The 26,157-nt window shown below is 58.4% G+C and carries 30 protein-coding genes; 19 read left to right on the forward strand and 11 right to left on the reverse strand.

Annotated elements, in window-relative coordinates; all coding sequences use genetic code 11:
• Positions 1-167: 167 nt before the first annotated feature.
• Both dprA and tldD read right to left on the reverse strand, forming a co-directional pair.
• Complete coding sequence (dprA, locus tag GS614_RS15125) at positions 168-1,292, reverse strand: DNA-processing protein DprA (protein ID WP_171726693.1); 1,125 nt, start codon at positions 1,290-1,292, stop codon at positions 168-170.
• 237 nt (positions 1,293-1,529) lie between these two features.
• Positions 1,530-2,951: a metalloprotease TldD gene (tldD, locus tag GS614_RS15130; RefSeq protein WP_171726694.1), complete on the reverse strand. Its 1,422-nt coding sequence runs from the start codon at positions 2,949-2,951 to the stop codon at positions 1,530-1,532.
• A gap of 176 nt (positions 2,952-3,127) precedes the next feature.
• On the opposite strand from tldD, the gene coxB reads away from it, so the two are divergent.
• The 11 genes from coxB (at position 3,128) to GS614_RS15185 (ending at position 13,087) form a co-directional block, all read left to right on the forward strand.
• A complete protein-coding gene (coxB, locus tag GS614_RS15135) occupies positions 3,128-4,039 on the forward strand; it encodes a cytochrome c oxidase subunit II (protein WP_152457258.1) in 912 nt (303 codons plus the stop codon).
• 88 nt (positions 4,040-4,127) lie between these two features.
• Positions 4,128-5,078 (forward strand): heme o synthase, encoded by a 951-nt coding sequence (gene cyoE, locus GS614_RS15140; protein WP_152457259.1) that lies wholly within the window; start codon positions 4,128-4,130, stop codon positions 5,076-5,078.
• Positions 5,075-5,236 (forward strand): hypothetical protein, encoded by a 162-nt coding sequence (locus tag GS614_RS15145; protein ID WP_171726695.1) that lies wholly within the window; start codon positions 5,075-5,077, stop codon positions 5,234-5,236. The genes cyoE and GS614_RS15145 overlap by 4 nt, the downstream gene beginning before the upstream one ends.
• Positions 5,236-5,811: a cytochrome c oxidase assembly protein gene (locus tag GS614_RS15150; RefSeq protein ID WP_152457260.1), complete on the forward strand. Its 576-nt coding sequence runs from the start codon at positions 5,236-5,238 to the stop codon at positions 5,809-5,811. The genes GS614_RS15145 and GS614_RS15150 overlap by 1 nt, the downstream gene beginning before the upstream one ends.
• Positions 5,812-5,833: 22 nt before the next feature.
• A complete protein-coding gene (locus GS614_RS15155) occupies positions 5,834-6,649 on the forward strand; it encodes a cytochrome c oxidase subunit 3 (RefSeq protein WP_152457261.1) in 816 nt (271 codons plus the stop codon).
• 157 nt (positions 6,650-6,806) lie between these two features.
• The gene (locus GS614_RS15160) at positions 6,807-7,484 is read left to right on the forward strand and encodes an SURF1 family protein (RefSeq protein ID WP_171726696.1); all 678 of its coding nucleotides are present in this window, start codon (positions 6,807-6,809) and stop codon (positions 7,482-7,484) included.
• On the forward strand, positions 7,481-8,869 hold the full coding sequence (gene thrC, locus GS614_RS15165) for a threonine synthase (RefSeq protein WP_171726697.1): 1,389 nt from the start codon (positions 7,481-7,483) through the stop codon (positions 8,867-8,869). Before GS614_RS15160 ends, thrC begins: the two co-directional genes overlap by 4 nt.
• Complete coding sequence (locus GS614_RS15170) at positions 8,866-10,128, forward strand: pitrilysin family protein (RefSeq protein WP_171232575.1); 1,263 nt, start codon at positions 8,866-8,868, stop codon at positions 10,126-10,128. Before thrC ends, GS614_RS15170 begins: the two co-directional genes overlap by 4 nt.
• Entirely contained in the window at positions 10,128-10,712 is a 585-nt protein-coding gene (locus tag GS614_RS15175) for a GNAT family N-acetyltransferase (RefSeq protein ID WP_171117536.1), read from the forward strand. The genes GS614_RS15170 and GS614_RS15175 overlap by 1 nt, the downstream gene beginning before the upstream one ends.
• 102 nt (positions 10,713-10,814) lie before the next feature.
• Positions 10,815-11,633: an MBL fold metallo-hydrolase gene (locus GS614_RS15180; RefSeq protein ID WP_171726698.1), complete on the forward strand. Its 819-nt coding sequence runs from the start codon at positions 10,815-10,817 to the stop codon at positions 11,631-11,633.
• 38 nt (positions 11,634-11,671) lie between these two features.
• Positions 11,672-13,087 carry an FAD-binding oxidoreductase gene (locus GS614_RS15185; protein WP_171726699.1) on the forward strand — a complete coding sequence of 472 codons (1,416 nt, stop codon included), beginning with the start codon at positions 11,672-11,674 and terminating at the stop codon, positions 13,085-13,087.
• Positions 13,088-13,123: 36 nt separating this feature from the next.
• Here the strand turns inward: GS614_RS15185 and GS614_RS15190 are convergent, their stop codons facing one another.
• From GS614_RS15190 to GS614_RS15205, 4 genes are all read right to left on the reverse strand, one after another.
• Positions 13,124-13,606: a fasciclin domain-containing protein gene (locus GS614_RS15190; RefSeq protein ID WP_117869700.1), complete on the reverse strand. Its 483-nt coding sequence runs from the start codon at positions 13,604-13,606 to the stop codon at positions 13,124-13,126.
• Positions 13,607-13,776: 170 nt separating this feature from the next.
• Positions 13,777-14,316, reverse strand: a complete 540-nt coding sequence (locus GS614_RS15195) for an adenine phosphoribosyltransferase (RefSeq protein ID WP_171726700.1) — start codon at positions 14,314-14,316, stop codon at positions 13,777-13,779.
• Positions 14,317-14,333: 17 nt separating this feature from the next.
• Positions 14,334-14,648 carry a hypothetical protein gene (locus GS614_RS15200; RefSeq protein ID WP_171726701.1) on the reverse strand — a complete coding sequence of 105 codons (315 nt, stop codon included), beginning with the start codon at positions 14,646-14,648 and terminating at the stop codon, positions 14,334-14,336.
• Between the two features lie 288 nt (positions 14,649-14,936).
• The gene (locus GS614_RS15205; RefSeq protein ID WP_171726702.1) at positions 14,937-15,566 is read right to left on the reverse strand and encodes a LysE family translocator; all 630 of its coding nucleotides are present in this window, start codon (positions 15,564-15,566) and stop codon (positions 14,937-14,939) included.
• A 302-nt stretch (positions 15,567-15,868) separates the two neighbouring features.
• Between GS614_RS15205 and GS614_RS15210 the strand changes: the two genes are divergently transcribed.
• Positions 15,869-16,666 carry a hypothetical protein gene (locus GS614_RS15210; protein WP_171726703.1) on the forward strand — a complete coding sequence of 266 codons (798 nt, stop codon included), beginning with the start codon at positions 15,869-15,871 and terminating at the stop codon, positions 16,664-16,666.
• Between the two features lie 7 nt (positions 16,667-16,673).
• Here GS614_RS15210 and GS614_RS15215 read toward each other — a convergent pair whose 3' ends face one another.
• A complete protein-coding gene (locus GS614_RS15215; RefSeq protein ID WP_171726704.1) occupies positions 16,674-17,546 on the reverse strand; it encodes an S-methyl-5'-thioadenosine phosphorylase in 873 nt (290 codons plus the stop codon).
• 66 nt (positions 17,547-17,612) lie between these two features.
• Positions 17,613-18,173 carry a hypothetical protein gene (locus GS614_RS15220; RefSeq protein ID WP_171726705.1) on the reverse strand — a complete coding sequence of 187 codons (561 nt, stop codon included), beginning with the start codon at positions 18,171-18,173 and terminating at the stop codon, positions 17,613-17,615.
• A 166-nt stretch (positions 18,174-18,339) separates the two neighbouring features.
• On the opposite strand from GS614_RS15220, the gene GS614_RS15225 reads away from it, so the two are divergent.
• Entirely contained in the window at positions 18,340-19,974 is a 1,635-nt protein-coding gene (locus tag GS614_RS15225) for a SulP family inorganic anion transporter (RefSeq protein ID WP_171726706.1), read from the forward strand.
• 31 nt (positions 19,975-20,005) lie between these two features.
• Here the strand turns inward: GS614_RS15225 and GS614_RS15230 are convergent, their stop codons facing one another.
• Both GS614_RS15230 and GS614_RS15235 read right to left on the reverse strand, forming a co-directional pair.
• Positions 20,006-20,644: a CatB-related O-acetyltransferase gene (locus tag GS614_RS15230; protein WP_171726707.1), complete on the reverse strand. Its 639-nt coding sequence runs from the start codon at positions 20,642-20,644 to the stop codon at positions 20,006-20,008.
• Positions 20,644-21,249: a flavin reductase family protein gene (locus GS614_RS15235; protein ID WP_171330173.1), complete on the reverse strand. Its 606-nt coding sequence runs from the start codon at positions 21,247-21,249 to the stop codon at positions 20,644-20,646. The genes GS614_RS15230 and GS614_RS15235 overlap by 1 nt, the downstream gene beginning before the upstream one ends.
• Before the next feature lie 71 nt (positions 21,250-21,320).
• Here GS614_RS15235 and GS614_RS15240 point away from each other — a divergent pair, with 71 nt between their 5' ends.
• The 5 genes from GS614_RS15240 (at position 21,321) to GS614_RS15260 (ending at position 24,374) form a co-directional block, all read left to right on the forward strand.
• Positions 21,321-21,815 (forward strand): GNAT family N-acetyltransferase, encoded by a 495-nt coding sequence (locus GS614_RS15240; protein ID WP_152457277.1) that lies wholly within the window; start codon positions 21,321-21,323, stop codon positions 21,813-21,815.
• A 52-nt stretch (positions 21,816-21,867) separates the two neighbouring features.
• Positions 21,868-22,611 (forward strand): EcsC family protein, encoded by a 744-nt coding sequence (locus GS614_RS15245; RefSeq protein WP_171170805.1) that lies wholly within the window; start codon positions 21,868-21,870, stop codon positions 22,609-22,611.
• 132 nt (positions 22,612-22,743) lie between these two features.
• Complete coding sequence (locus GS614_RS15250) at positions 22,744-23,205, forward strand: NUDIX hydrolase (protein ID WP_171726708.1); 462 nt, start codon at positions 22,744-22,746, stop codon at positions 23,203-23,205.
• Positions 23,206-23,277: 72 nt separating this feature from the next.
• Positions 23,278-23,733: a DUF1178 family protein gene (locus tag GS614_RS15255; RefSeq protein ID WP_171726709.1), complete on the forward strand. Its 456-nt coding sequence runs from the start codon at positions 23,278-23,280 to the stop codon at positions 23,731-23,733.
• A 2-nt stretch (positions 23,734-23,735) separates the two neighbouring features.
• Positions 23,736-24,374 carry an SDR family NAD(P)-dependent oxidoreductase gene (locus GS614_RS15260; RefSeq protein ID WP_171726710.1) on the forward strand — a complete coding sequence of 213 codons (639 nt, stop codon included), beginning with the start codon at positions 23,736-23,738 and terminating at the stop codon, positions 24,372-24,374.
• Here GS614_RS15260 and GS614_RS15265 read toward each other — a convergent pair.
• On the reverse strand, positions 24,368-24,724 hold the full coding sequence (locus GS614_RS15265) for a hypothetical protein (RefSeq protein WP_171726711.1): 357 nt from the start codon (positions 24,722-24,724) through the stop codon (positions 24,368-24,370). The two genes, GS614_RS15260 and GS614_RS15265, sit on opposite strands and share 7 nt — an antisense overlap.
• Positions 24,725-24,889: 165 nt before the next feature.
• Between GS614_RS15265 and GS614_RS15270 the strand changes: the two genes are divergently transcribed.
• Positions 24,890-26,128, forward strand: a complete 1,239-nt coding sequence (locus GS614_RS15270; protein WP_152457283.1) for an aspartate kinase — start codon at positions 24,890-24,892, stop codon at positions 26,126-26,128.
• Positions 26,129-26,157: the final 29 nt, after the last annotated feature.

Consider the following 26,157-nt stretch of genomic DNA (forward strand, 5'->3'; position numbering starts at 1 on the left):
TTAAGGGGAAACCTCGCTCGACGAATTTGGCGCCTTCTATGGTGGTGCAAAATGTGTGGGGCAAGCAGGAATTGTCAATGCGTTCCTTTCGCCGGTGGAAAAGCGCCGTGATTTCAGTGCGCTACCACCGATCTTCAGAAACCGGGCACGCCGGTACGAGGGTACGATCAACTTGCCAGCGACAGCAGACCTCCGGGCTGACGCTGGATTCGCCCGTCAAGTTCAAGGTCGATCAGCGCCGGTCCAAGCTCACCGGCCGAAGCCGCGATATCCCGCAGCAATTGATCTTCGGCGATGGGTGAGGGGCCAAGCCGCGCGATGATTTGCTCGTGCAGGTCTCTTGCGGGACGCGCGATTGGTCCCGAGGGCGGTTCGATTGGCCGGGAAAACAGGTCGTCCTGCCTCGGCAAGGCTTCAATAACGTCTTCAGTGGATCGGACAAGTGCGGCGCCATCACGAATCAACAGATTGCAGCCGGCGGCCCGCGCATCGAATGGATGGCCGGGAACGGCCAGAACCTCGCGCCCCTGATCCAGTGCGTCCCGTGCCGTGATCAGACTGCCGGACTTGGCGGCAGCCTCGACGACGACAACCGCCTGCGCAAGCCCCGAAATGATCCGATTTCGGCGTGGAAAGTGCCGGGCCTGGGGTGTCACGCCCATCGGTTGTTCCGAAATCCGCAAGCCGCGGGACGCGATGTCATGGGCCAGTTCCGTGTTTTCGGCCGGATAGATCACATCAACGCCACCGGCCATGACTGCCACCGTGCCGGTTTCCAGCGCGGCCATATGCGCGGCTGTATCGATGCCACGCGCCAAGCCCGAGACGATAACGTGCCCTTTGCTGCCCAGTTCGGTGGCCAGGCCACGTGCCATCCGCGCGCCGAGCGAGGAACAGTTTCGCGCGCCGACCATCGCAATTGCTGGTTTTTGCAGCAGCGAAACGTCTCCGATCGCCCAAAGCAGCGGCGGGGCTTCGTTCAGTTCAGCCAGGGCCGCGGGGAATTCAGCGGACCCAAGGCACAAAAGCCGCGCTTTAGCGGCTTTTGCGGCCCTGAGTTCCGCCTCGATCACGCCGGGGGGGCAGGTTTCATACCCTTTTATACCGGCGGCGCGTGCCATTTCAGGCAGCGCGGCCAGCGCGTTCTGCGCTGAGCCATGTTCGCGAAGCAGCCGACGAAATGTCACCGGACCGACCTTGCGAGAACGCAACAGACGAAGCCACGAGAACCGGTCCTCTTCCGTGGTGGGTGGGAGTGGGGGGTGATTGGAAGAAAGCTGCTCTTCGGTCATCCGTTGCTCCGCCTTGTTGCAGAACTGGTTTACGGGACAGGCAGTTAACAGCTTGTGAATCGTTGAAAATTAGAAGTGATTTTTTGCAATTCTGTCGGGGGAAAGCACATAACACATTGATAATAAGTAAAATAAATAATGCTCAATTAGAAAGGGCGCTTTGGTCACCTAAGGCGATCTTCGGAAAAAAGAGACGCTGGGTTAACCCTGCGCCTCTTGGACTGCGCCGCGTCCGACTCAGGCGGCCGAACCACCGACAGTCAGCCCGTCCATAAGGACGGTCGGCTGGCCAACACCTACCGGCACCCATTGTCCGTCCTTGCCACAGGTTCCCATGCCCGGGTCCAGCGCCATATCGTTGCCCAGCCCTCGGATACGTTTCAAGGCCGATGGCCCGTCACCGATCAACGTGGCGCCCTTGACCGGCGCGCCGATTTTGCCGTTTTCGACACGATACGCTTCGGTGCACGAGAAAACGAACTTGCCATTGGTGATGTCCACCTGACCGCCGCCGAATCCAACCGCCCAGATGCCGTCCTTGATCTCGGCCACCAGATCCGCCGGGTTGGCATCGCCGCCCAGCATGATCGTGTTGGTCATGCGCGGCATCGGTTTGTGCGCATAGCTTTGCCGGCGTCCATTGCCGGTGGGGGACACGCCCATCAGGCGCGCATTCTGCCGGTCCTGCATGTAGCCGGTCAGGATGCCGTCTTCGATCAGCACGGTGCGCGAGCTGGGCGTGCCCTCATCATCCACTGTGATCGAGCCGCGACGATCCGGGATCGTCCCGTCATCCACCACGGTCACACCCTTGGAGGCGATCCGCTGCCCCATCAGCCCGGCAAAGGCCGAACTCCCCTTGCGGTTAAAGTCTCCTTCCAACCCATGCCCGATGGCCTCGTGCAGCAGGATGCCGGGCCAGCCGGGGCCCAATGCGACTTCCATCACGCCGGCCGGCGCAGGAACTGCGTCCAGGTTGACCAATGCGATACGCAGGGCTTCGCGGGCCTTGGCCTGCCAGTCGGCGGGTTCGATCAACCCGCTCAGGCCAACCCGGCCACCACCACCGGCGGATCCGCTTTCGCGGCGTCCGTTTTGTTCGACAATGACCGACACGTTCACGCGGGTCATGGGGCGCACATCGCGAACCATCACACCGTCAGGGCGCAGAATCTCGATTTCTTGCACGGCTGCCGCGATCGTGGCGCTGACCTGAACCACACGCGGGTCCAGATCGCGGGCGAAGGCGTCGATCTCACGCAATGTCTCGATCTTGACCGGGAACGCGGCAGAATCAATCGGGTCTTCGTCCGTGTAGAGGCGCGTATTGGTGGAGCGCGGAGCATCCGCCAAGACCCCGCCGCCATCCCCGACAGCCAGTCTTGCCGTTTCCGCCGCCCGTTTCAGGGCAGGAATCGAAACGTCTGTGGAATGCGCATATCCAGCCACTTCACCTTGTACGGCACGCAGCCCGAACCCTTCCGACGCATCGTAAGACGCGGTGCGCAGACGGCCGTCATCGAACACGAGAGACTCGGATTTTCGCCGCTCGACAAACAGCTCTCCGTCCTCGGCACCGTCCGTGGCCGAGCGCAAAATGGCAAGCGCTTCATCGTGCGGTAGAGCGCTTTCAAACGGGCGAAACGGGGCGTCGGTCATGGGTTGGGACCTTTCGGGTTTGATCCAGATCAAAAATAGCGTCTGTTTGACGCAAGCATTTTGCTTTATCTACCCGACGGAATATGGTTTTTAACGCGGCCAAAGACAACGGGAGAGGTGCGACCGATTCACACCTTTTCGCCAGGGACGCAAAGATCAAACGATCAGGACAGAACATGAAGAATGCTTTGATGCTTTCAGGGTTTATGACAGCCCTCTCCAGCCTTCCAGCCATGGCTCAGGAGCTTGAGATTATTGGCAAACCGGTTGACGGCGGTATGGGCTTTCAGCCGGCAGCCACCAGCCTTGCCACAGGAATTCAGCGTCTGGACGGCATGATTCTGGTGATCATCACCGTTATCTGCCTGCTGGTTGCCGGCCTGCTGGTTTATTGCATCGTGCGTTACAACGAACGCGTTAACCCGAAACCGGCACGTTTTTCGCACTATACCCCGGTTGAGATTGCATGGACCCTTGGCCCCATCCTGATTCTGGTCTTCATCGGTGCGTTTTCGCTGCCGGTTCTGTTCAAACAGCAGGAGATCCCGGAAGGCGATATCACCATCAAAGTCGTGGGCAACCAGTGGTATTGGACCTATGAATATGTTGATCACGATTTTGCCTTCGACAGCTACCTGCTGGGCCATCCGGCCACTCTGGACGAGGGCGCGCGCCCGGCTGACGCCGACGTGACCCCGTTTGTGCTTGACGATGCCATGCGCGCGAAGCTGGCAGATGCGGGTTACAGCGATGACGAATGGCTGCTGGCCACGGACACTGCCGTTGTTGTTCCGGTTGGCAAGGTTATCGTGATGCAGGTTACCGCATCTGATGTGATTCACTCCTGGACCATCCCATCCTTCGGCGTAAAGCAGGATGGCGTGCCCGGGCGTCTAGCGGAACTGTGGTTCGAGGCCGAGAAGGAAGGCATCTACTTCGGTCAGTGTTCGGAACTCTGCGGCAAAGACCACGCCTATATGCCAATCACCGTGAAAGTCGTCAGCCAGGAAGCGTATGACCAGTGGCTGCAAGGCGCGATCGAAGAATATGCCGGTTTGCCGCAAAGCTATCAGGTTGCATCGAACTGAGCACACTGAGGGCGGGTTGAAGCCCGCCTGACACGAAATGCAGGCTGTGCGGGCTGACCGCGCAGCTTTCGCCCCAAAAGGACCCGAGATGACCGACGCAAGCATCAATGCCAGCACAGCGACCGCCCACGCGGACGAGGCCAGCTTTGGCGATTACTTCGCCTTGCTGAAGCCGCGCGTGATGTCTCTGGTCGTGTTCACGGCTCTGGTCGGTCTGCTGGCGGCCCCGGTTCCGGTCCATCCCTTTGTCGGGTTCTGCGCCATTCTGTTCATCGCCATCGGCGGCGGCGCATCGGGTGCGCTGAACATGTGGTGGGATGCGGATATCGACAAGGTGATGAAACGCACCAAAGGTCGACCGATCCCCTCCGGCAAGGTGGAAGAGGGTGAGGCGATGGCCATCGGCCTGACCCTGTCGGGCCTGTCGGTGATCATGCTGGGCCTTGCGACCAATTGGTTCGCGGGTGCGTTTCTGGGCTTCACAATTTTTTTCTATGTTGTTGTCTACACGATGTGGCTGAAGCGCTCGACGCCGCAGAACATCGTGATCGGTGGTGCGGCGGGCGCTTTCCCTCCGGTGATCGGCTGGGTGGCCGCAACAGGGTCCATGGCGGTTGAACCGTGGCTGATGTTCGCCCTGACCTTCATGTGGACACCGCCGCATTTCTGGGCTCTGGCCCTGTTCATGCGCTCGGACTATGACGATGCGGGCGTGCCCATGCTGACTGTGACTCACGGCCGCCGTGCAACGCGTGTACACATTCTCGTCTATACGGCCCTGCTGGCGATACTGGCGGTGGGAACCGCATTCTCTGGCATCGGTGGTCCCATCTATCTGACCGTGGCTTTGGTGTTGAACGCGTTGTTCCTGCGCGGCGCCTGGCAAATTTCGCGTCGGACCGAGGATGACTCGGAGGCCGATAATTTCAAGGTCGAACGCAGCTTTTTCAAGCTTTCGCTGCTCTACCTCTTCCTGCATTTCGGCGCTATTCTGGCCGAAGCCTTGCTGAAACCCTATGGTTTGGGAGGATGGTCATGAGCCTGCGCAAAAGCCATGAACTGCATCAGCGACGGTTCAGCCGCAATCTGGGCGTTGGAGTGACACTGGTTGCCTTTATCGTGATCATTTTTGGCCTGACGATCGTCAAGGTCTCGGGCACTGATTTCAATATGGCCACACAGGAGGTCCAGAACTGATGGCTTTGTCTGGTCCACAGAAAACGGTCGCTCAAACCGTGGGTGTGGTTGTCCTGATGGGCAGCCTGGCCTGGGCGGCGGTACCATTCTACGACTGGTTCTGCCGCGTGACCGGATTTGGCGGTACAACCGGTGTGGCCGAAGCCGCCCCCGAAGACATTCTGGACCGCACGGTCACCGTACGGTTTGATGCGTCCAAGGCCAAAAACATGGCCTGGGAATTCAAACCGGTCGTTCGCGAGATGGAAGTGCGCATCGGCGAGACTGGACTGGCTTTCTATGAGGCCTACAACCCAACGGATCGTCCAATAGCGGGTCAGGCCTCGTACAATGTGGCACCCTATTCGGCAGGCGGGTATTTTCAAAAGATTGCCTGTTTCTGCTTTGAAGAGCAGGTGCTGCAACCCGGCGAGCGGGTAGAGATGCCGGTGACCTTCTTCGTCGATCCTGAAATGGTCGAAGATCTTGAAGCAAAGTATGTTCATACGATCACGCTGTCGTATACATTCTACGAAATCGACCTGCCAGAGGGCTATGCCGCCCTTGAAGCGCAGGCAGAAACAAACACGAACTAACGCCTGTAGGTGAGGGACGCTGATGGCACACGCTAAAAACCATGATTATCACATTCTGGCCCCGTCGATCTGGCCTCTGATCGGAGCTGTCGGCGGCTTTGTGATGTTGTTCGGAGCCGTCCTTTGGATGCACGGATTGACCCCGTGGATGTTCTGGGCCGGTCTGGTCGCAGTTCTTTACACCATGTTCGCTTGGTGGTCCGAAGTTGTTGTCGAAAGCCGCCAGGGGGATCACACCCCTGTCGTTCGCATCGGACTGCGCTACGGTTTCATCCTGTTCGTCATGTCCGAGGTGATGTTCTTCTTTGCCTGGTTCTGGTCGTTCTTCAAACATCGCATGTACCCGATGTACGACTATGCCGGCACCGAATACATCCAGCCGGACATCCACGCGGTTGACCCGTTCCACCTGCCGCTGATCAACACTCTGGTTCTGCTGCTGTCAGGCTGTGCTATTACCTGGGCGCACCACGCGCTGGTGCATGACAACGACCGCAAAGCGCTGATCAACGGTCTGGCCATCGGTATCGTTCTGGGCATTGCCTTTACCGGTTTGCAGGCGTTCGAGTATTACGAGCTGCTGGCCCATGAAGGCTGGAAATTTGGCGATGATCAGTTCTATTCGAACTTCTTCATGGCGACCGGTTTCCATGGTTTCCACGTCATCATCGGCACCATCTTCCTGTCGGTCTGCCTGATCCGGGCCCTCAAAGGCGACTTCACACCGGAAAAGCATGTCGGGTTCGAAGCGGCGGCCTGGTACTGGCACTTCGTCGACGTTGTCTGGCTGTTCCTGTTTTTCGCGGTCTACATCTGGGGACAGGCCCCGCTGATGTAAGCCCGATCAGCTGATCAAATTGCAAAAGCCGCCCTTGAGGGGCGGCTTTTTCTCTGTTCCGGGCGCAAGATTGCGCCCCATACAATTGCGTGGTTGCAATTTGGCCCACACGCCCCTTAACAAGACGCCGGTTCCTGAAACGAGGTTCGACCCTGCCATGCGCCGCATTCTGTTCCTGCTGATCTTCGGCCTCGCCGGTTTGGGCGTTCTGCTGTCGCTGGGGATCTGGCAGACGCAGCGTCTGGCCTGGAAACAGGAGCTGTTGGCAGAGATCGAAAGCCGCATTTCAGCCGACCCCATCGCCTTGCCCAGGCATGTTTCAGAGGACACCGACAAATACCTTCCGGTAACGGTTTCGGGTGAAATGGAACCAGGCGAAATCCATGTGCTTGTTTCGGTCAAACAGGTCGGGGCAGGGTATCGCATCATCCAATCGTTCAGCACCGAGGACCGCACAATTCTGGTCGATCGGGGGTTTGTGCCGACAACGGCAAAACAGGCGCCGCGTCTGACCGGTCCGATGGAGATCACCGGCAACCTGCACTGGCCGGATGAGGTCGACAGCTATACGCCCGAGCCCGATATTGACGACAACATCTGGTTTGCCCGGGACGTGCCCAATCTGGCCGCCGCTTTGGGGGCCGAGCCGGTGTTGCTGATCGCGCGGTCTCAGACCGACCCGAACGTGACGCCTTTGCCGGTGGATACGGCGGGGATTCCAAACGATCACCTGCAATATGCAATCACCTGGTTTGGCTTGGCTCTGGTCTGGGCTGTGATGACCAGTTATTTCCTGTGGCGCAATCGCGCCCCTTCTGAGAGTGAAGAGCAATGAAATACATCTCGACCCGTGGCCAAGCGCCAGAACTGACCTTTGAAGAGGCGATGCTGACCGGATTGGCCCGCGATGGGGGTCTGTATCTGCCCGCCGAGATCCCGGTGATGAGCCATGACGAGATCGCGGCGCTGGCTGGTCTGCCCTATGAAGACATCGCATTCCGTGTGATGTGGCCCTATGTCAGCGGCTCCTTTGCCGAGGATGAGTTCAAGCAGATCATTGCCCGCGCCTATGAAGGATTTGGTCATGACGCCCGCGCACCGTTGAAGCAACTGAACGAGAACCATTTTCTGCTGGAACTGTTCCATGGGCCCACGCTGGCGTTCAAGGACTTTGCCATGCAGTTGATCGGCCAGCTGTTCCAGGTGGCCCTGAAACGGCGCAATGACCGCGTGACCATCGTCGGCGCCACCAGCGGTGACACCGGCTCGGCCGCGATCGAGGCCTTTCGGGGGCTGGATGCCGTGGATGTATTCATCCTGTTCCCACATGGCCGCGTGTCCGAGGTGCAGCGTCGCCAGATGACGACGCCTGCGGACAGCAATGTTCATGCTCTGGCCGTGGATGGCGATTTCGATGATTGTCAGGCTGCGCTGAAAGATATGTTCAACGATTTCGACTTCCGCGACGGGGTCAAGCTGGCGGGTGTGAATTCGATCAACTTCGCCCGGGTGCTGGCGCAGATCGTCTATTTCTTCTCGGCCGCCGTCAGCCTCGGCGCGCCGCACCGCAAGGTCAGCTTCACCGTGCCGACCGGCAATTTCGGCGACATCTTCGCGGGCTATCTGGCCAAGCGCATGGGCTTGCCCATCGATCGTCTGGTCGTGGCAACCAACCAGAACGACATCCTGCACCGGTGTCTGTCGGGTGAGGGGTATTTCAAGGGCGACACCATCCCCTCGATCAGCCCGTCGATGGACATTCAGGTCAGCTCGAACTTTGAGCGGGCGTTGTATTACGCCTATGGCGAGGACGGCGGTGCCGTGGCGCAGTTGATGGATGAGCTCAAAAATGGCGGCTTCAATGTCAGCCAGGGCGCGATGGAAGCGCTGCGCGAGAGTTTTGACTCGGGCCGGGTGTCCGAAGGCGAAACGCTGGCGACGATCAGGCATACGCTTGCCCACAACGCGGAACTGGTCTGCCCCCACACTGCGGTCGGGATCAAGGTCGGCCAAGACCACCGTGCCACCGATACCCCGATGATCACCTTGGCCACTGCGCATCCCGCCAAGTTCCCTGCCGCAGTCGAGAAGGCGAGCGACGTGCATCCGCCTCTTCCATCCCGCATGTCTGATCTGTATGAACGTCCGGAACGGGTCACCCGGATCGCCAACGATCTGGGCGCCATCGAGGATCATATCAAAGGGCACATCGCCGAGTGACTGTCAGACAAGACCAACTGAAGAACGGCTTTCGTATCGTCAGTGAACATATGCCGGGGCTGCAATCTGCGGCCATCGGCATCTGGGTAACCGCCGGTGGGCGGCATGAGCGGATCGAACAGAACGGCATCGCACATTTCCTTGAACATATGGCGTTCAAGGGAACCGAGCGACGTTCGGCGCTGCAAATCGCCGAGGCGATCGAGGATGTGGGCGGGTATATCAACGCCTATACCTCGCGCGAGGTAACGGCCTATTACGCGCGCGTCCTGAAGGACGACGTGGCGCTGGCGATGGACGTGATCGGCGACATCGTTCTGAACCCGGTTTTCGACCCGCGCGAAATCGAGGTTGAGCGCGGCGTGATCCTTCAGGAGATCGGCCAGGCCTATGACACACCTGACGATGTGATCTTTGACTGGTTGCAGGAGCAGAGCTATCACGACCAGCCTTTGGGCCGCACCATTCTGGGACCCTCCGAACGGGTCAGTGCGTTTTCACGAGAAGACCTCTCTGGCTTCGTAGCAGAGCATTATGGCCCCGATCAGATGATCCTGTCCGCTGCCGGTGCCGTGGATCACGATCAGCTGATGAAAATGGCCGAAGAGATGTTCGGTCATCTGCAACCACGCACAGGGCTGATCGCCGAGCCTGCGCGTTTTACCGGTGGTGAAGCGCGGCAGGAAAAAGTGCTGGAGCAGGCCCATTTCGCACTTGCGCTGGAAAGCCCGGGCTATCGCGACGATGCGATCTATACGGCGCAGATCTATTCCACCGCTTTGGGGGGTGGCATGTCTTCGCGGTTGTTCCAGGAGGTGCGCGAGTCGCGCGGGCTGTGCTATACGATCTTTGCCCAGACCGGTGCCTATGCCGATACCGGTACGACGACGATCTACGCCGGTACCTCGGCAGATCAGGTGGCAGAGCTTGCCACCATCACCATCGACGAAATGAAGCGCGCAGCAGAGGACATGACCGCGGAAGAGGTTGCCCGTGCCCGTGCGCAGATGAAAGCCGGGATGTTGATGGGGCTGGAAAGCCCGTCAAACCGGGCCGAACGGTTGGCGCGGCTGGTGCAGATCTGGGGGCGGGTCCCGTCTCTGGAAGATACGGTGGCCCGGATTGATGCGGTCAGCACCGAAGATGTGCGCGTATTTGCCGAGCAGATGGCCGTCAACGCACCTGCCGCTTTGGCGCTGTACGGGCCGGTTTCGGGGGCGCCGACATTGGCCGAACTACAGGAGAGGCGGGCGGCGTGATGCTGTTGGGCAGACGCAAGCTGAAACTCGAGACTGCGCGGCTCAGCCTGCGCCCGCCAGTACATTCCGACTTCAACGATTGGGCCGCGTTGCGGCGGGCCTCGAAAGACTATCTGACGCCTTGGGAACCGATCTGGGCCAAGGACCACCTGAGCCGCAAATCCTTTACCAACCGTGTGTATTGGGCACAACGTTCGGTAGCGGCCGGGACGGCAATCCCGCTTTTTCTGTTTCGCCGCGAGGATGACGTGTTGGTTGGGGCCATCACGCTGGACAACATTCGGCGCGGTCCCGCGCAGGCGGGCACATTGGGGTATTGGACCGGTCAGGCTTTTGCCCGACAAGGGTATATGCGTGAAGCCATCGGCGCGATGGTTCACCATGCCTTTACCCGTTTGGACCTGAGCCGGATCGAAGCCGCCTGCCTGCCGGAAAACCGGGCGTCGCGCGGATTGCTGGAAAGTTCGGCCTTCAAATACGAGGGCGTGGCGCAGTCGTATTTGCAAATCAACGGGCGGTGGCGGACGCATGTTCTGTATGCCAGCCTGCGGTCCGACCGGCGCGGAAGAACCGACGCGGGATAGGGGGCGCTGCCCCCGTCGCGGCAAGCCGCGCCTCCCCCGGGATATTTGGGGCCAGATGAACAAGGGGCATGACTTGTCGTCGTTCTGCGCTACACTCTGGGTATGCGCTGGTTGATTGCGGCATTGATGGTGATTTCGGGCGGGGCCGCTGCGCAGGAGCGTCGGCCAAGTCACTGTGTCGCCATTGCCGATGCGGCGCCCGGAATCGAGTATCTGCACAGGGCGGCCTGGCAGGATACTGTGCCGGAATTCTCGGTGCGGATCAGCTATATCGCGCATGCCTCTTTCATGATCCAGACCCGCGGCGGGCTGAATGCGGTGACGGATTTTACCGGATTTATCGGCAGCGCAAACCTGATCCCCGACGTGGTGACGATGAATCATGCCCACGGCACGCATTGGACAGCGAATCCCGACCCGGCCATTCCGCATGTTCTTCCGGGGTGGGGAGAGTTCGGAAAAGGTATCGAGCATCATCTGGATCTGGGTGAGATGCTGGTGCGCAATGTCTCGACCGATATACGATCTGTTTATGGTGGGGTCGAAGAGCGCGGCAATTCGATTTTTGTGTTCGAGGTTGAGGGGTTGTGCATAGGTCATCTGGGGCATTTGCATCATGTCCCTTCGGATGAGCAGTTTGCCGCGCTTGGGCGGCTGGATGTGGTCATGGCCGCCGTTGATGGCGGGACCACCATGCCTCTGCCCGAGATGATTGCGGTTCTGAAACGGCTGAAAAGCTCCGTCATCATTCCGATGCACTGGTTCTCGCAGTTTTCGCTGGATCGCTTCCTGGTGGATATCAGGGATACATTTCCGGTTGAGCGCGACGGGGTGTCGGAGATTACCGTGTCGTTGCGGAACCTTCCGGACCGCCCCACGGTTGTGGTGCTTGAGCCGCGCTATCTGATTGATCTTGAATAAGGCTTGCGGCAACCGCATCGCTTGGGCATTGAAGGCGTATGAGTTTGAACCCCGCTGATGACAGTTTTGCCGCGCTGATCCGTTCGAAACTGGGCGACGGGGTGCTGCGCCCCGTCGGAGAACGGTATTTGGAAGAGCCGCGCGGACGTTTTTCGGGACGGGTCGGCCTGCTGGCCTTGCCGCGTAACACCGAAGAGGTGGCGCTGCTGGTCAGGTTGGCAGCGCAGGCACAGGTTCCGATCGTTCCATATGGCGGCGGCACTGGCCTGGTCGGCGGTCAGGTGATGTCGGCGGGGCCTGCGCCGTTGGTGATCTCGTTGGAACGGATGACCGTCATCCGGTCTGTCTTTCCAACCGAGAACGTTCTGGTCGCCGAAGCCGGGGCTATTCTTCAAGATGTTCAGGCCGCAGCCGAGGCGGTAAACCGGTTGTTTCCTTTGTCATTGGCGGCGCAGGGATCCTGCCGGATCGGGGGCAACTTGTCGACCAACGCAGGGGGCGTCAACGTTTTGCGGTATGGCAACGCGCGCGACCTGTGCCTGGGGCTTGAGGCGGTGCTGCCCAATGGTGAGATCTGGCACGGCCTCAGCCGGCTGCGAAAGGACAACACCGGCTATGACCTGCGCAACCTGCTGATCGGGGCCGAGGGGACGCTGGGGATCATCACTGCCGCATCGCTCAAGCTGTTCCCACGACCTGCCGGTGTAGGGACGGCGGTGTTTCATGTGGCTTCTCCTGAAGCGGCGATCGACCTGCTGGCTTTGGCGCGGGACAAGGTGGGTGAGGCCGTCAGTACGTTTGAGCTGATCCACCGGCAGGGGCTAGATTTCCTGACCGAGGTTCTGCCGGATGTCCGTCAACCGTTCGCCTCGCCCCCGGAGTGGAGCGTATTGATCGAGCTGGGTCTGGCTGACGGGCATTCACCATTTGCCGCATTGGAGGGACTCTTTGTTCGCGCTGAAGAGCTTGGTCAGGTTCAGGACGGAGTAATCGCCCAAAGTGAAGCGCAGCGGGCCGATTTGTGGGCGGTGCGTGAACGCATTCCCGAAGCCAATCGTTTGATCGGGTCAGTGTCGAGCCATGATATCTCGATCCCGATTTCCAGAATTCCCGATTTCATTTGCGAAGGCAGAAAATTGATTGCAGGCCTGGGGCCCTTCCGGATCAATTGCTTTGGCCATCTTGGTGACGGCAATCTGCATTACAACGTGTTCCCGCCCAAAGGGCGGCACCGATCGGAATTTGATGATCAAAGAGGCGCGATCAAGCAGGCCGTCCATGATCTGGTTTACGCCTTCGACGGATCAGTCAGTGCCGAACATGGGGTCGGGCGCCTCAAGACCAACGATTTGGAACGCTATGGCGATCCAGCCAAGCTGGGCGCGATGCGGGCTATCAAACTGGCATTAGACCCGCAGGGCATCATGAATCCCGGCGCGGTACTGAAAGGGTGAACACGGCCCGAGCGTCGGACCGTGCCCGATTGTTTCTTACGAGGCAGGCAGGATCACCTTGTCGATCACATGGATCACGCCGTTCTTGGTTTCGATGTCGGCCTGAACCACGTTGGCGTCATTCACCATCACACCCGAATCCAGATCGATCGTGATATCGCCGCCTTGTACGGTTGCAGCCGTCATGTCATCGCTCAGATCACCTGACATCACTTTGCCCGGCACGACGTGGTAGGTCAGAATGGCCACCAGCTGATCCTTGTTTTCGGGCTTCAGCAAGTTTTCGACGGTGCCTTCGGGCAAAGCCGCGAACGCGTCATCGGTGGGGGCAAATACGGTGAACGGGCCTTCGCCTTTGAGTGTGTCCACCAGTTCGGCGGCCTGAACTGCCGCGACGAGTGTTTCAAAGCTGCCAGCGGCGACGGCTGTGTCGACAATGTCCTTGCCGTGACCATCGGCGAATGCAGCAGTGCTGAACAGGATCGAGGCGACACCGGCGGCGGCGAATTTGCGGAACATGAGCTAAACTCCCTAGGTTGAAATGCTTCAAGCAGCATCACCCGGGGTACGGGGCAACCTGACCACAAGATCACTTGTATTGATCCGTTTTGCGCCTTGATCGGCGCAAAAACCGCGCTAAGCCCGCCCGGTTTTCAGTTTCCAGTCACGTTTTTGTGAAAAACTCCTGGTCAGAGTCCTTCGAATTCGCACAGGACATGCACGTCCATGCCCATCTCCTCCAACACTTTGCTGCCGCCAAGTTCGGGCAGGTCAATGATGAAGGCGCACGAGACGATTTCGCCCCCAAGCCGTTCGATCAGCTTAATACCCGCCGCGGCAGTTCCGCCCGTGGCCAGCAGATCGTCAACCACCAGAATTTTTTCACCGGGTTGGATGGCATCGTCATGAATCTCGACGATCGCCTCTCCGTATTCCAACTTGTAGTCCTGACTGATTGTCGTGCCGGGCAGTTTGCCTTTTTTGCGGATCGGGACAAAACCGACGCTCAACTGATGTGCAATCGCACCGCCGAGAATAAAGCCGCGTGCTTCGAGCCCGACCACTTTGTCGATCCGCTCACCGGCATAGGGGTGCAGCATCTGGTCAATCGCCATCCGAAACCCGCGGGGGTCGGCAAACAGGGTTGTCACATCCCGAAACATGATCCCTTCATGGGGGAAATCGACGATGGTTCGGACGTAATCTTTGACAGATTTGTTTCTGGACATGGACCAACCTTTTAGCGTCAAACACAGGTATTGTGTTTGGCCCAAGAGGGTTGGCCATGCAAGGAACAATTCCAAGGCCGGATCAGCAGCGGATTTGGGTTGCAGCGTTGAGCAGGCCAAAAAACCGAGGCAACCATGCGCTGGCCAAGATAAATCTCCGACCCATTTTTTAGCTTGCTGCCACCTGTTCCAAACAGCCCCCGCGCTCGGATTTCCGGGCGTGCAACGAGCAATCTGTCTGGTTTGCAATTCGACACGTCCGGGTCACAGGCGCGGTCGGCTTCAATTGCGAGGAACTGGCTAATGAATTGCCCGAAAGTGGCAAGGTTCATTGTCAATTTCCTGTCCTTGCCGTTAAGTGCCCGATAACGACAAAAACTATGCTATGGATATACACGGCATCGCCAGATAGAGCTTAACTTCGTTGGGAAAAATACACGTGGCCAGGAATGAAGGCAAAGGATCGACCAAGAAAAACAGTCAGTTGGTCTTGCGCCTCGACAGGGATGAACGTGACTCGTTTGTCGAGCTTTGCAAAGAGCTAGACACGTCGGCTGCGCGCGAAATCCGCAGATTTATCCGTGGATTCATTAAAGAGCACGCCGAAGACTGATGCGGTATCAGGCCGGTCGGCGCAGGACCGCCGTGGCCATGCCCATTCCGATCAACGTCAACCCGCCAAACCGTGTCATCGCAGTGATCACGCTGGCGCGACCGATAAGCCGCCGCAACCTGTCCGCCAAAAGCGCGTAGGCCAACGCATTCAACCAGGCCAGCCCGACGAATGTGGCAATCAGGATGACGAACTGAGGTCCAAGTGGTTCAGCAGGGCGTATGAACTGCGGCACAAAGGCAACGAAGAAGGCGATGGATTTCGGGTTCAGGGCAGTAACGGCGGCTGCGTGGCCGAATACTCTGCGCGCGGTGACATCCCGCCCGGTGTCGACCGTGCTCAATCCACCGGCCGGTGCGCTGCGCAACAGTTTGACCCCAAGCCAGACCAGATAGGCTGCGCCGACCCATTTCAGCACGGAAAACAGGGTTGCCGATGCAAGAACAAGCGCGCCAAGCCCCAGCAAAGATGCGGTCATGGCCACAAGATCGCCCACCGCAACACCTGTGGCGGACGCGACGGCGACACTGCGCCCCTTGGACAGGGCATAGCTGAGCACCAGCAACACCGTCGGGCCGGGGATCAGCAGCAGGGCGGTGGATGCGGCAACAAAGGCCAGCCAGAGATCGAGTTGCATAAGATTATTCTCGAAACAGATTCCTGACGTTCTGCTTATCCAAACTGCAACGGCATGACAATTACTGCGTCCGCTAAATTTCTGTTTGGATCAGTCACTCTGGTTGACCTTCGGTGAGATTCGATTTGCGCAGTGTTTTATGCTATAACGTCACTTTTTAAGGAGTTTAGATATGAAGTTTTTCTTTTCCGTGCTTGTCTGCGTATCCTTGATCAGCGTTCCCTCAGTGTCCCTGGCTCTATGCGAGCCCGGCAAATATGCCTGTGGAAACGGTTTCTGTTGCCCAAAACCATAGGTGCGACATGACCCGTAAATTAGTTTTAACACTGGTCTCGGTTGCCTTGGTGGCAGGGTTTTTCGTGGCGGGTTGGTTTGCCTATTTCGTTATGTCGGACGTGCACAAAGGGGACGTGGTGAAGTATAACGGGATGAACGTCCTGTTGAACGCCGCACCGTTTGAATCCGGCGATCTGGTGCGTGTCTCGGCCGACGGGCAGCGTATGACCAGGCTGTGTCCGCTTGAAATTGATGCGGACGACAAAAATACATATTACAAGCATTCCGAATATGTGAACGGCCTGACCGAGGCGCTTCCGAATTTTGTTCAGTTGGTCGAACTTGTAAAGTCTTGGTTTTCCGACGCTGAAAGCGCCACTGCGCCTGGGCATGAAATGTCTTCGGCAAGTCGACGTGTCGCCTTTGAGGGAACTGTTTCAAGGCTTGAGAACACCAACGTGATGCCAAATACAGAAGATGATTGCGCATGTGAGATGGTTGCGGCCTTGATGGCGCGCGACAGGGTGTGTGTTGTCACGAAATCGCTGATTGAAACGCAACTGATCACATTGCAACCGGGCGCGTTCCCGGGTCGCGACAGGGTGCAGAGAGTCACGATCGGTGTGAATTTTCGACCCGCCGGGATCACTGTTGGCGATTTTTCACAATTGATGCATTGCGACGGTGTCAACCCAGACGCCAGATTAGATCCGAATCCCGAATGCCCGAAAAGCTACGGGCAATCAGTTGATGTCAGGGTTCGGGATTTGCTGAACGTCATCCGGGAAAAGGACCTGCTGACAGCCATGGTGCGCATGCCCTGAAGCGGCGCTAAAGAATACGCCCGGCCACCGCATCCAACTTGGCCAAAAGCGCCGGATCGCGGTTTTCCGGTGCGGTCAGGATTGCGTATTCCAGCGCCCGGTCGCAGCCATGCGGGCAGGGCGCTCGTTCGGCCCCCAGAAGGGATGGCAGGCCCTTGACTAGTGTGCGGCCCTTGTCGGCATTGCCGGTCAGGGTGGCGATGATCGTGGACACGTCCACCTCGCCATGGTCCGGGTGCCAGCTGTCATAGTCGGTGACCATCGCGATCGACGCGTAACACAGCTCGGCCTCGCGGGCGAGTTTCGCCTCGGGCATGTTGGTCATGCCGATCACGTCACAGCCCCATTGCTCGCGATACATCCTGGATTCCGCAAGGCTGGAAAACTGGGGGCCCTCCATCGCCAGATAGGTGCCGCCCCGGTGGATGGTGATGCCGGCGGCCTTACCTGCCGTCTCGCATGCGTCAGACAGGCGTGGGCAGGTGGGATGGGCAACGCTGACATGGGCAACGCAGCCCGTTCCGAAAAAGCTCTTGTCCCGTGCAAAAGTGCGATCGATGAACTGATCGACAATCACGAAGTCACCCGGAGCCATATGTTCGCGGAACGATCCGCAGGCCGAAACCGAGATCACGTCCGTCGCGCCCAACCGTTTCAGCGCATCGATATTGGCGCGATAAGGTACATCGGTGGGTGAATGCACATGACCGCGCCCATGACGTGGCAGAAAGGCCATATCGACACCGTCAAGCGACCCTGTCAGGATCTGGTCTGACGGCGTTCCCCAAGGGGTCTCAACCTCTACCCATTCCGGGTTTTCCAGCCCATCGATGTCATAGATGCCTGATCCGCCGATGACGGCTATCCTGGTTTGGGTCACTGTCCTGCTCCGCCTGAATAACTGATGTTGAATTTGTGCGGGTTCAGCCGAGGTTTGACAAGAGGCCTATTCCCGTATCGTCAACAGGTTGCGCTGCTGCGATTGCACGGTGAAATCATCCCAGGCCGCGCCAAACATGCCCAGAGACCTGGTCAGATCCTGTGATTGTCCGTGCCGGTCTCGGAACACAAAGCGGAACGCATCGCCGGTCAGCATGGCGTCCAAAAGCGCCTTGGCGCGTTGGTCTTCGAAGGTACAGCCAAGCCCGGTCAGGCATCCGGGGCGCCGCGTGCGCCATATGGCTTCTTCGCCGTTGTCGATGCGAAATCCGGATGGGTTGAAGAAAGTGCCCGGCTCGATCCCGAATTCAACTTTGAAACCTTCAGGTTCGGGCGTAATGAAAACGAACTGTGCCGCAAATTTTGGCCGAAAGGAAAACACTTCTGCCCGTCGGATGTAGCACCGCTGCCGCAGGGCACCGTCTTCTTCGCGCTCGTCACAAATCGAATTCCAGATGCCGAAAATCTCGTGATGCGTTACCCGCCAGTTGCCGGCCGTGTCATTGCCATCCAAATCCTGTGCAAGGACGGGAAGGGCCGGGAACAGTAAGAAGAGGATCCAACGCATGGCCTCACATGTTGTGGCTTCATCATGGTTCTGCAAATCAACTTGCCGCGAGCGTCACGTATGCGTCACGCGCATGGCTGCATCCCGTTTTATGCAGTAGCTCAATGCCGGCGCGCCAGCTACAACGACGCCTTCGCGCGAACATATAATCCTATAGGACTGTCTGATGCCCCGAGCCTTGCTGGCAAGCTTTGCCAATCGCCTCGCCATTCCCGATCTGCGCTGGGTTCCAGATGAAGGGCTGACCTTCTCACGCCTGCGGATCGAGCTGCTGTCCGGCCTGACGGTTGCCCTTGCACTGGTGCCCGAGGCGGTGGCCTTTGCCTTTGTGGCGGGCGTGCACCCGCTGGTCGGTCTTTATGCGGCGTTTTTGGTCGGTTTGATCACCGCACTGATCGGTGGACGACCGGGCATGATCTCGGGTGCGACCGGCGCGCTTGCGGTTGTCATGGTGGCACTGGTGGCCGAACATGGGGTTGAATACCTGTTCGCGACCGTTGTTCTTATGGGAATCCTTCAGGTCATCGCCGGGGCGATGCATTGGGGGCGCTTCATCCGTTTGGTGCCGCATCCTGTCATGCTGGGCTTTGTGAACGGTCTGGCCATCGTGATCTTTCTTGCCCAGATGGGACAGTTCAAAGTGCCCGGAACCATGGAAAATACCGGTCATGGCATGAGCGGCGGCGAATGGCTGTCCGGGATGCAGCTTTACACCATGCTGGGACTTGTCGGGCTGACAATGGCAGTGATCTGGGTCATGCCCCGGATTACACGCATCATTCCTGCGCCGCTGGCCGGTATTCTGGTTGTCGCGGCAATCGTGATCGGTTTTGGCCTCGATGTGCCGCGCGTCGGCGATCTGGCATCGATTGAAGGCGGCCTGCCTTCGTTCCATATTCCAATGGTACCTCTGAACTGGGAAACCTTTGAGATCATCCTGCCATATGCAGTCATTCTTGCCGCCATCGGCCTGATCGAATCCCTGCTGACCTTGAACCTCGTGGGTGAGATCACAGGCAAGCGTGGTGGGGCGTCTCAGGAATGCATCGCGCAGGGCGCGTCGAATATCGTGACCGGATTTTTCGGCGGCATGGGCGGTTGCGCGATGATCGGGCAGTCGATGATCAACGTGAAATCCGGCGGGCGTACTCGTATTGCCGGAATTGCAGCAGCGCTTTTCCTGCTGATCTTCATCCTGTTCGCATCACCCCTGATCGAACAAATCCCGCTGGCCGCGCTGGTTGGCGTTATGTTCATGGTTGTGATCGGCACCTTTGCGTGGAACTCGTTCAAAATTCTGCGCAAAGTGCCAATGACCGATGCCTTCGTCATCGTTCTGGTCACCGTCGTAACGGTGATGGAGGACTTGGCCGTTGCCGTTGTGGTCGGCGTCATCGTCTCGGCGCTGGCCTATGCCTGGAACAATGCCAAGCGCATTCATGCGGTCACGCGTGACTCCGAGACCGAGAAAGGCGCGAAAGTCTATGAAATTCAGGGGCCACTGTTCTTTGGGTCCTCTGACGGCTTTGTCGAACTGTTCGACGTCCCGAACGACCCCGAAACCGTCATCATCGACTTCGCCGAAAGCCGCGTGGTGGATCAGTCCGCCCTGCAAGCCATCGAGAACATCGCCGCAAAATACGAGGCGGCAGGTAAACGGGTCATGCTGCGTCACCTGAGCCGTGACTGTCACAAACTGCTGAAAAAAGCGGGACACCTCATGGTCGACAGTGATGATGATCCGGATTACGAACTGGCGGTGGACTACTCTGTCCGCACCGGCATTCTGGGCGGGCACTGACTTTGAAAGGCGGCTGAACAAGCCGCCTTTTTCAAAGGGCCAGACGCTCCAGGGTTTCGATATCTCCCCTCAGCAGGACGCTTTCGGCTTCGGTGATCAATTCGGCTGGCCAATCCCACCACTTCAAAGCAAGCAACCGCTCGATCTTGTCGGCGTCAAAACGATACCGCCTTACCTCGGCAGGATTGCCGGTGACAACCGAATAAGGCGGGATTGTCCCGCGAACAACTGAACCCGCACCAATTATCGCTCCGTCACCGATACTGGCTCCTGGCATGATCAGCGCGCCATAGCCGATCCAGACATCGTTGCCGACTTGGGTGTCCCGGACGTCTGGCTGATATTCCAGCATCCGTTCCGGATCGAAAACCGGAAAGGGAAAACAGGTTATCCCATCCGTTGCGTGATTTGCCGAAGCTGTCACAAAGCGGACGCCATGGGCAATTTGGCAAAACTTTCCCAAAACCAGCTTTTCGCGCGAGAACTCGAAAAGGTAAGGCGCCAAACGATTGGCCCAATCCTCGGGCGCGTCAAAATCCGACGCATAGGTGTAATCGCCCACCTGAATTCTGGGGTGGTTGATCACCTGTGACAGAAAGGCTGTTCCTCTGTGTTCCGTACCATCTGGCAGAGTGACAGGATATCGGCGCGCAGCGTCAGGCAGGGGCATCAGTCATCCGGTCTCGAAAGGCTAAACAACTCGGAAACGACAGAGTAATCTCGATACCCGAGCCGTGCCAAAGGTTGGAACGAGGTCACGTCAAACTTGCCGTCCCGAATGTGATCGTCGTGCAGGTGCACACCCGTCACCTCGCCAAACACCACCCGATTGGCTTCACCGGGCAGCGTGACGATCTGGGTCAGCTTGCATTCCAACGCAGCTGGGGCCCCATCGATCCGAGCGCAGGGGATGGTTTCGCATTCTATGGGTGAAAGCCCGGCATGCGAAAACTCATCAACTTCTTTCGGCAACCCGGCCGAACTTGCATTCATTGCGTCCCGATGCGCATGGGCCACGACATTTACACAAAATACGCCCGTGGCCTCGATATTGGCGATGCTGTCCTTGCCGGCGTTCTGATCCTGTTTGGTGCCGGTCGAGGCAAACATGACCTGCGGTGGCGTATAGGCGACGCCGTTAAAGAAGGAATAGGGTGCCAGATTGTTGACCCCATCCGCGTCCCGAGTCGAAATCCAGCCAATCGGGCGCGGCGTGATGATGGCGTTGAACGGGTTGTGCGGCAATCCGTGGCCGTCTTCGGGGCGGTAGAACATCTGATCTCCAAGCGTTTGCCCAAGGCGTAGCGAAGTGCTAGGGCGATTGCCAGCAAGTAAATGAGGGCAGGGTGCAGCAATTCGGGATCAGGCCGGAAGAGCCGGACGACTGGTGGGAGGTCGAAGCCCTGTATGACCTGTGTTTTGCGCCGGGTCGCGAGGCTTTGTCGTCCTACCGCTTGCGTGATGATGTACCGCCGGTTGCGGGCTTGTCTTTGGTCGCGCGCGACGGTCAGGGGATTCTGGCCGGTGCGATCCGGTTCTGGCCGGTTCATGTCGGTGATCATGATGCTCTGCTGCTGGGGCCGGTTGCCGTGCACCCCACCCATCAGGGTGAAGGCCTTGGCGGATATCTGATACATGCAGGAGTCGAAGCGGGGCACACCCGTGGTTGGCAAAGGGTCATGCTGGTCGGGGATGAGCCCTATTACAGCCGGTTCGGTTTCACGCGATTGCACGCGGTCGAGATGCCTCCGCCCACCAACCCTGACCGGGTTTTGGGGCTGGAACTGGTGCCCGGCGCCTGGTCCGGGGTTCAGGGCGCGGTGACACGTTGGAGCCGCTGACCTATTGAAACCATGCTGCGCAACGCCGATGTTGAAAGGCAGGAGGGCGTGAATGCAGAACGTTGTTCTTGTTGAAAACGTGGATACCGAGGCCGAACTGGATCGTTTGGCGGATCACTACCGATCCGCCGGAGGGGCTGGCGTGAAACTTCTCAACAAACTTGGAGGATCAGCCGAGTCATTGCTGGAGCAATTGCCAGAACCCGTTCGGAATGGCCTGACAGGCGCAACCGAGCAGGCGTTATGGCTGGCGATGCATGCGGCCGAGGGTTCGCGGCGCGCGGTTCCTGATCAGCAGCCCTGGGTCAATACCGCAGTGACGACTGCCATGGGTGCGGCCGGGGGGCTGGGCGGTGTTTCGACAGCCCTGATGGAGCTGCCCGCGACAACCGCGATGCTGCTACGTGCCATTCAGGGGGCTGCGGCGCGCGAGGGGTTTGATCCCTCTGCCGAAAACGTAAAGTTCGATTGCGTCCGCGTCTTGTCGGCAGCGGGACCATTGTCGCATGACGATGGGGCGGACCTGGGTTTTTTCTCGGTCCGGCTGACCCTGACCGGACCGGCCATGCAACGCCTGATTGCCGCCGTTGCGCCGCGTTTTTCGATAGTACTGGGGCAAAAGCTTGCAGCCCAGTCCGTTCCTGTGCTGGGGGCATTGGCCGGCGGTGGCACGAACTATGTCTACACGCGCTATTATCAGCAAATAGCGCGCGTGCATTTCGGTTTGCGCCGGCTGGCAATTGACGCTGACATCCCCCATGAGGATCTGGCACGGCGGCTTTCTGCCCGAATGTAGGCGATATCTTGGGCGACGCGAGTGACTTGGCGTGTGATACATCATGTGGTATGATTGCAGGTGCCGGCCGCTAGATTAGGTGAGCGTACCAATTTGGATGGCTGACGTTCGACCGAAAGGGAGCGTCGCTCGATGAAAGCACGATTGTTGCTTCATGACCTTCCAAAAGCTGCAAGGCAGCCAGTTTTGCGGCAATCCTCGGCTTTGTGTTTCCGGATCAAGCGCGGCCGACCCAAGGTTTTGTTGGTCACGACACGCAAGTCGCGGCGATGGATCATTCCCAAAGGATGGCTCATCCCCGGTCTGAGCCCGCAGGAAACCGCATTGCAAGAGGCTTGGGAAGAGGCGGGTGTATCTGGCCGGATCAACGGGGCGCGACTGGGGCAGTTCCTGCACCACAAACATCATTCTAACCGGCCCCCATCCTTGTGTCTGGTGGATGTTTTTCCAGTGCATGTAAGTACTGTGTCGCAGGAATACCCGGAAAAGACCGAGCGTCGGCGCAAATGGTTTTCGCCGAAAAAAGCAGCGATAAAGGTCGATTCTCATGAGCTTGCTGAATTGTTGCGCGACTTTAAGCCGTACTCACACTAAAGTAGCATCTGATAGGCTTGATATTGTCACCTTGATCGGTATCTATTCGCCAATCGTTTTTTTGGACTGAACATGATTCAATACGCGTTGAAATGCAGCGAAGGCCACAGTTTCGACAGTTGGTTCCAATCCGCAGAAGCCTATGACAAGCTGGCCTCTGTGGGTATGGTCACCTGCGCGGTTTGCGGGTGCACACAGGTCGAGAAAGCGGTCATGACGCCACGCGTCCGCCCGGCGCGGAATGCCCGGAAGGAAAATGAAATCCGTTCCGCCCCGGAAAAAAAGATCGACGTTGCAACGCCATCGCCCGAAATCGAGAAGGTTTTGGCCGAGATGCGCCGCCATGTCGAAGAAAACTCGGATTATGTCGGGAAAGATTTCGCCAGTGAGGCGCGCAAGATTCATCTGGGCGAGGCGCCGGAGCGTGCCATTTACGGAGAAGCCAAGCTGGATGAGGCGAAATCCCTGATCGAAGATGGCGTGCCGGTGGCTCCGCTGCCGTTTGTCCCCAGCAGAAAGACCAATTGATCATGCACATCATGATCACCGGCGCCAATCGCGGCATCGGGCAAGCCCTGGCAAAGCGTTTCGTGAACCGGGGGGACAAAGTCACTGGGACGGCGCGTGACGGCAGGATGCAGGTGCGTCTGGATGTGGCCGATCCCGTGCAGCAATCAGCCATGGCAGAACAGATGAAAGACCAGCCTGTCGATCTGCTGGTCTGCAATGCCGGCGTGTATCTGGACAAGGGGCATTCGATCGATGGCTATCCGGCCGACATGTGGGCGCACAGCTTTGCGGTAAATGTCACGGGGGTCTTTCTGACGATACAGACCCTTTTGCCCAACCTGCGCGCCGCGGGCGGTAAAGTTGCGATCCTTTCGTCGAAAATGGCGTCGCACACGCTTGCACCGGGTGGCAGTTACATCTATCGCGCGTCCAAGGCGGCGGCTCTGAACCTGGGGCGGAATCTGGCGATGGATCTCAAAGATGACGGGATTGCCGTCGGCATCTATCATCCGGGCTGGGTTCAGACGGATATGGGCGGTGCAGCGGCGGATATCGATGTGGATCAGGCCGTATCCGGCCTGATTGAACGATTTGATGCCTTGTCTCTAAGCACTACGGGCTGTTTTGAAACCTATGACGGGCAACCGCACGCCTACTGAGAGGTCAATGCGGCTTTGGGGATTTCGAAGACCTCACCAGGTTCAATGTAGACCACCATCATATCGCCTCGCGTTTCATGTGAGATTTTCGAGGTCGAATTGCTGGATTCCGGCACACCATCCTTGAAATAGATATTGCGCACATGTCCGCCTCCCAAGGCCACTGCGACCGTTATGCTTCCGTCATCATGGCGGCGCAGTTCGGCGTGGCAGCTTTGTACGGGATCACCGGCATTTGCAGCGCAGGGAATTGTGCCCAGCGCGTTCTTGCCATCTGTCCCGGCGACACTCGCGACCTGGGCCAGTGCAGGCGATGACAATAGGACTAAGGCGAGGGCTAGGCGAAACATAAAGAACCTCTTGATCTGGTTGGTGTCCTTAGGCTGACATTGCGCCAGTGCAATGTAAAGCGGCCCTGCGCCGCAGGGGCGACCGCTTTGCGCCCTTGCCCTTGCGGTGCCCCTCGCTTATGAGGCACGGAACTTCTAATCCAAGGCGCGGAGACTTTTGCCCCCATGCCCGTACTCGTAATGAAATTCGGCGGCACATCGGTCGCCAATCTGGACCGCATCCGCCGCGCCGCCAAACGTATCGGCGTTGAAGTTGCCAAGGGCTATGACGTGATCGTCATCGTCTCGGCCATGTCGGGCAAGACCAACGAGCTTGTGGGCTGGGTGAACGAAACGTCGCCTCTGTTCGACGCCAGGGAATACGATGCCGTCGTGTCCTCGGGCGAGAACGTAACCGCTGGCCTGATGGCCCTGACCTTGCAGGAAATGGACATCCCCGCGCGCAGCTGGCAGGGCTGGCAGGTGCCGCTGCTGACCACCAGCGCGCACAGTCAGGCGCGGATCGAAGAAATTCCGACAGAGAACCTGAACCAGAAATTCAGCGAAGGTATGCGTGTTGCCGTGGTTGCCGGGTTCCAGGGCATCAGCCCGGAAGGCCGGATCACGACATTGGGCCGGGGTGGGTCGGATACAACGGCGGTTGCCTTTGCAGCAGCCTTCGACGCCGAACGCTGCGATATCTATACGGACGTTGATGGCGTCTATACCACCGATCCACGCATCTGCGAAAAGGCACGTAAGCTGGACCGCATCTCGTTCGAAGAAATGCTGGAACTGGCGTCGCTTGGTGCCAAGGTTCTGCAAACCCGCTCGGTCGAACTTGCGATGCGATACAAAGTGAAACTGCGCGTTCTCTCAAGCTTTGAAGAACAATCCGATGAGGCCGGCACGCTGGTCTGCGACGAGGAGGATATTATGGAATCCAATGTTGTGGCCGGTGTGGCCTATTCCCGCGACGAAGCCAAGATGACCGTTGTTTCCGTGGCCGACCGACCGGGCATCGCCACGACTATCTTCTCGGCGCTCAGCGAAGAGGGCGTGAATGTCGACATGATCGTCCAGAACATCTCGGACGAGGGGCGCACGGACATGACCTTTTCCTGTCCCACCGATCAGGTGGCCCGCGCCGAAAAAGCGCTGCTGGCGATCAAGGAAAAGGGCGAGCTGAACTATGCCGAACTGGTTGCAGATACTGATGTCTGCAAGGTCTCGGTTGTGGGTATCGGGATGCGCTCGCAATCGGGCGTGGCGGCCAAGATGTTCAAGGTGCTCTCGGATGAGGGGATCAACATCAAGGTCATTACAACCTCCGAGATCAAAATTTCCGTCCTTGTCGACAGGAAATACATGGAACTTGCTGTTCAGGCACTGCATGATGCCTTTGAACTGGACAAGGCGGCCTGAGCTTATCGGCCAAAGGTATCGCCTGACAC

This window comes from Ruegeria sp. HKCCD6604, from assembly GCF_013110635.1.
Classification (GTDB): domain Bacteria; phylum Pseudomonadota; class Alphaproteobacteria; order Rhodobacterales; family Rhodobacteraceae; genus Ruegeria.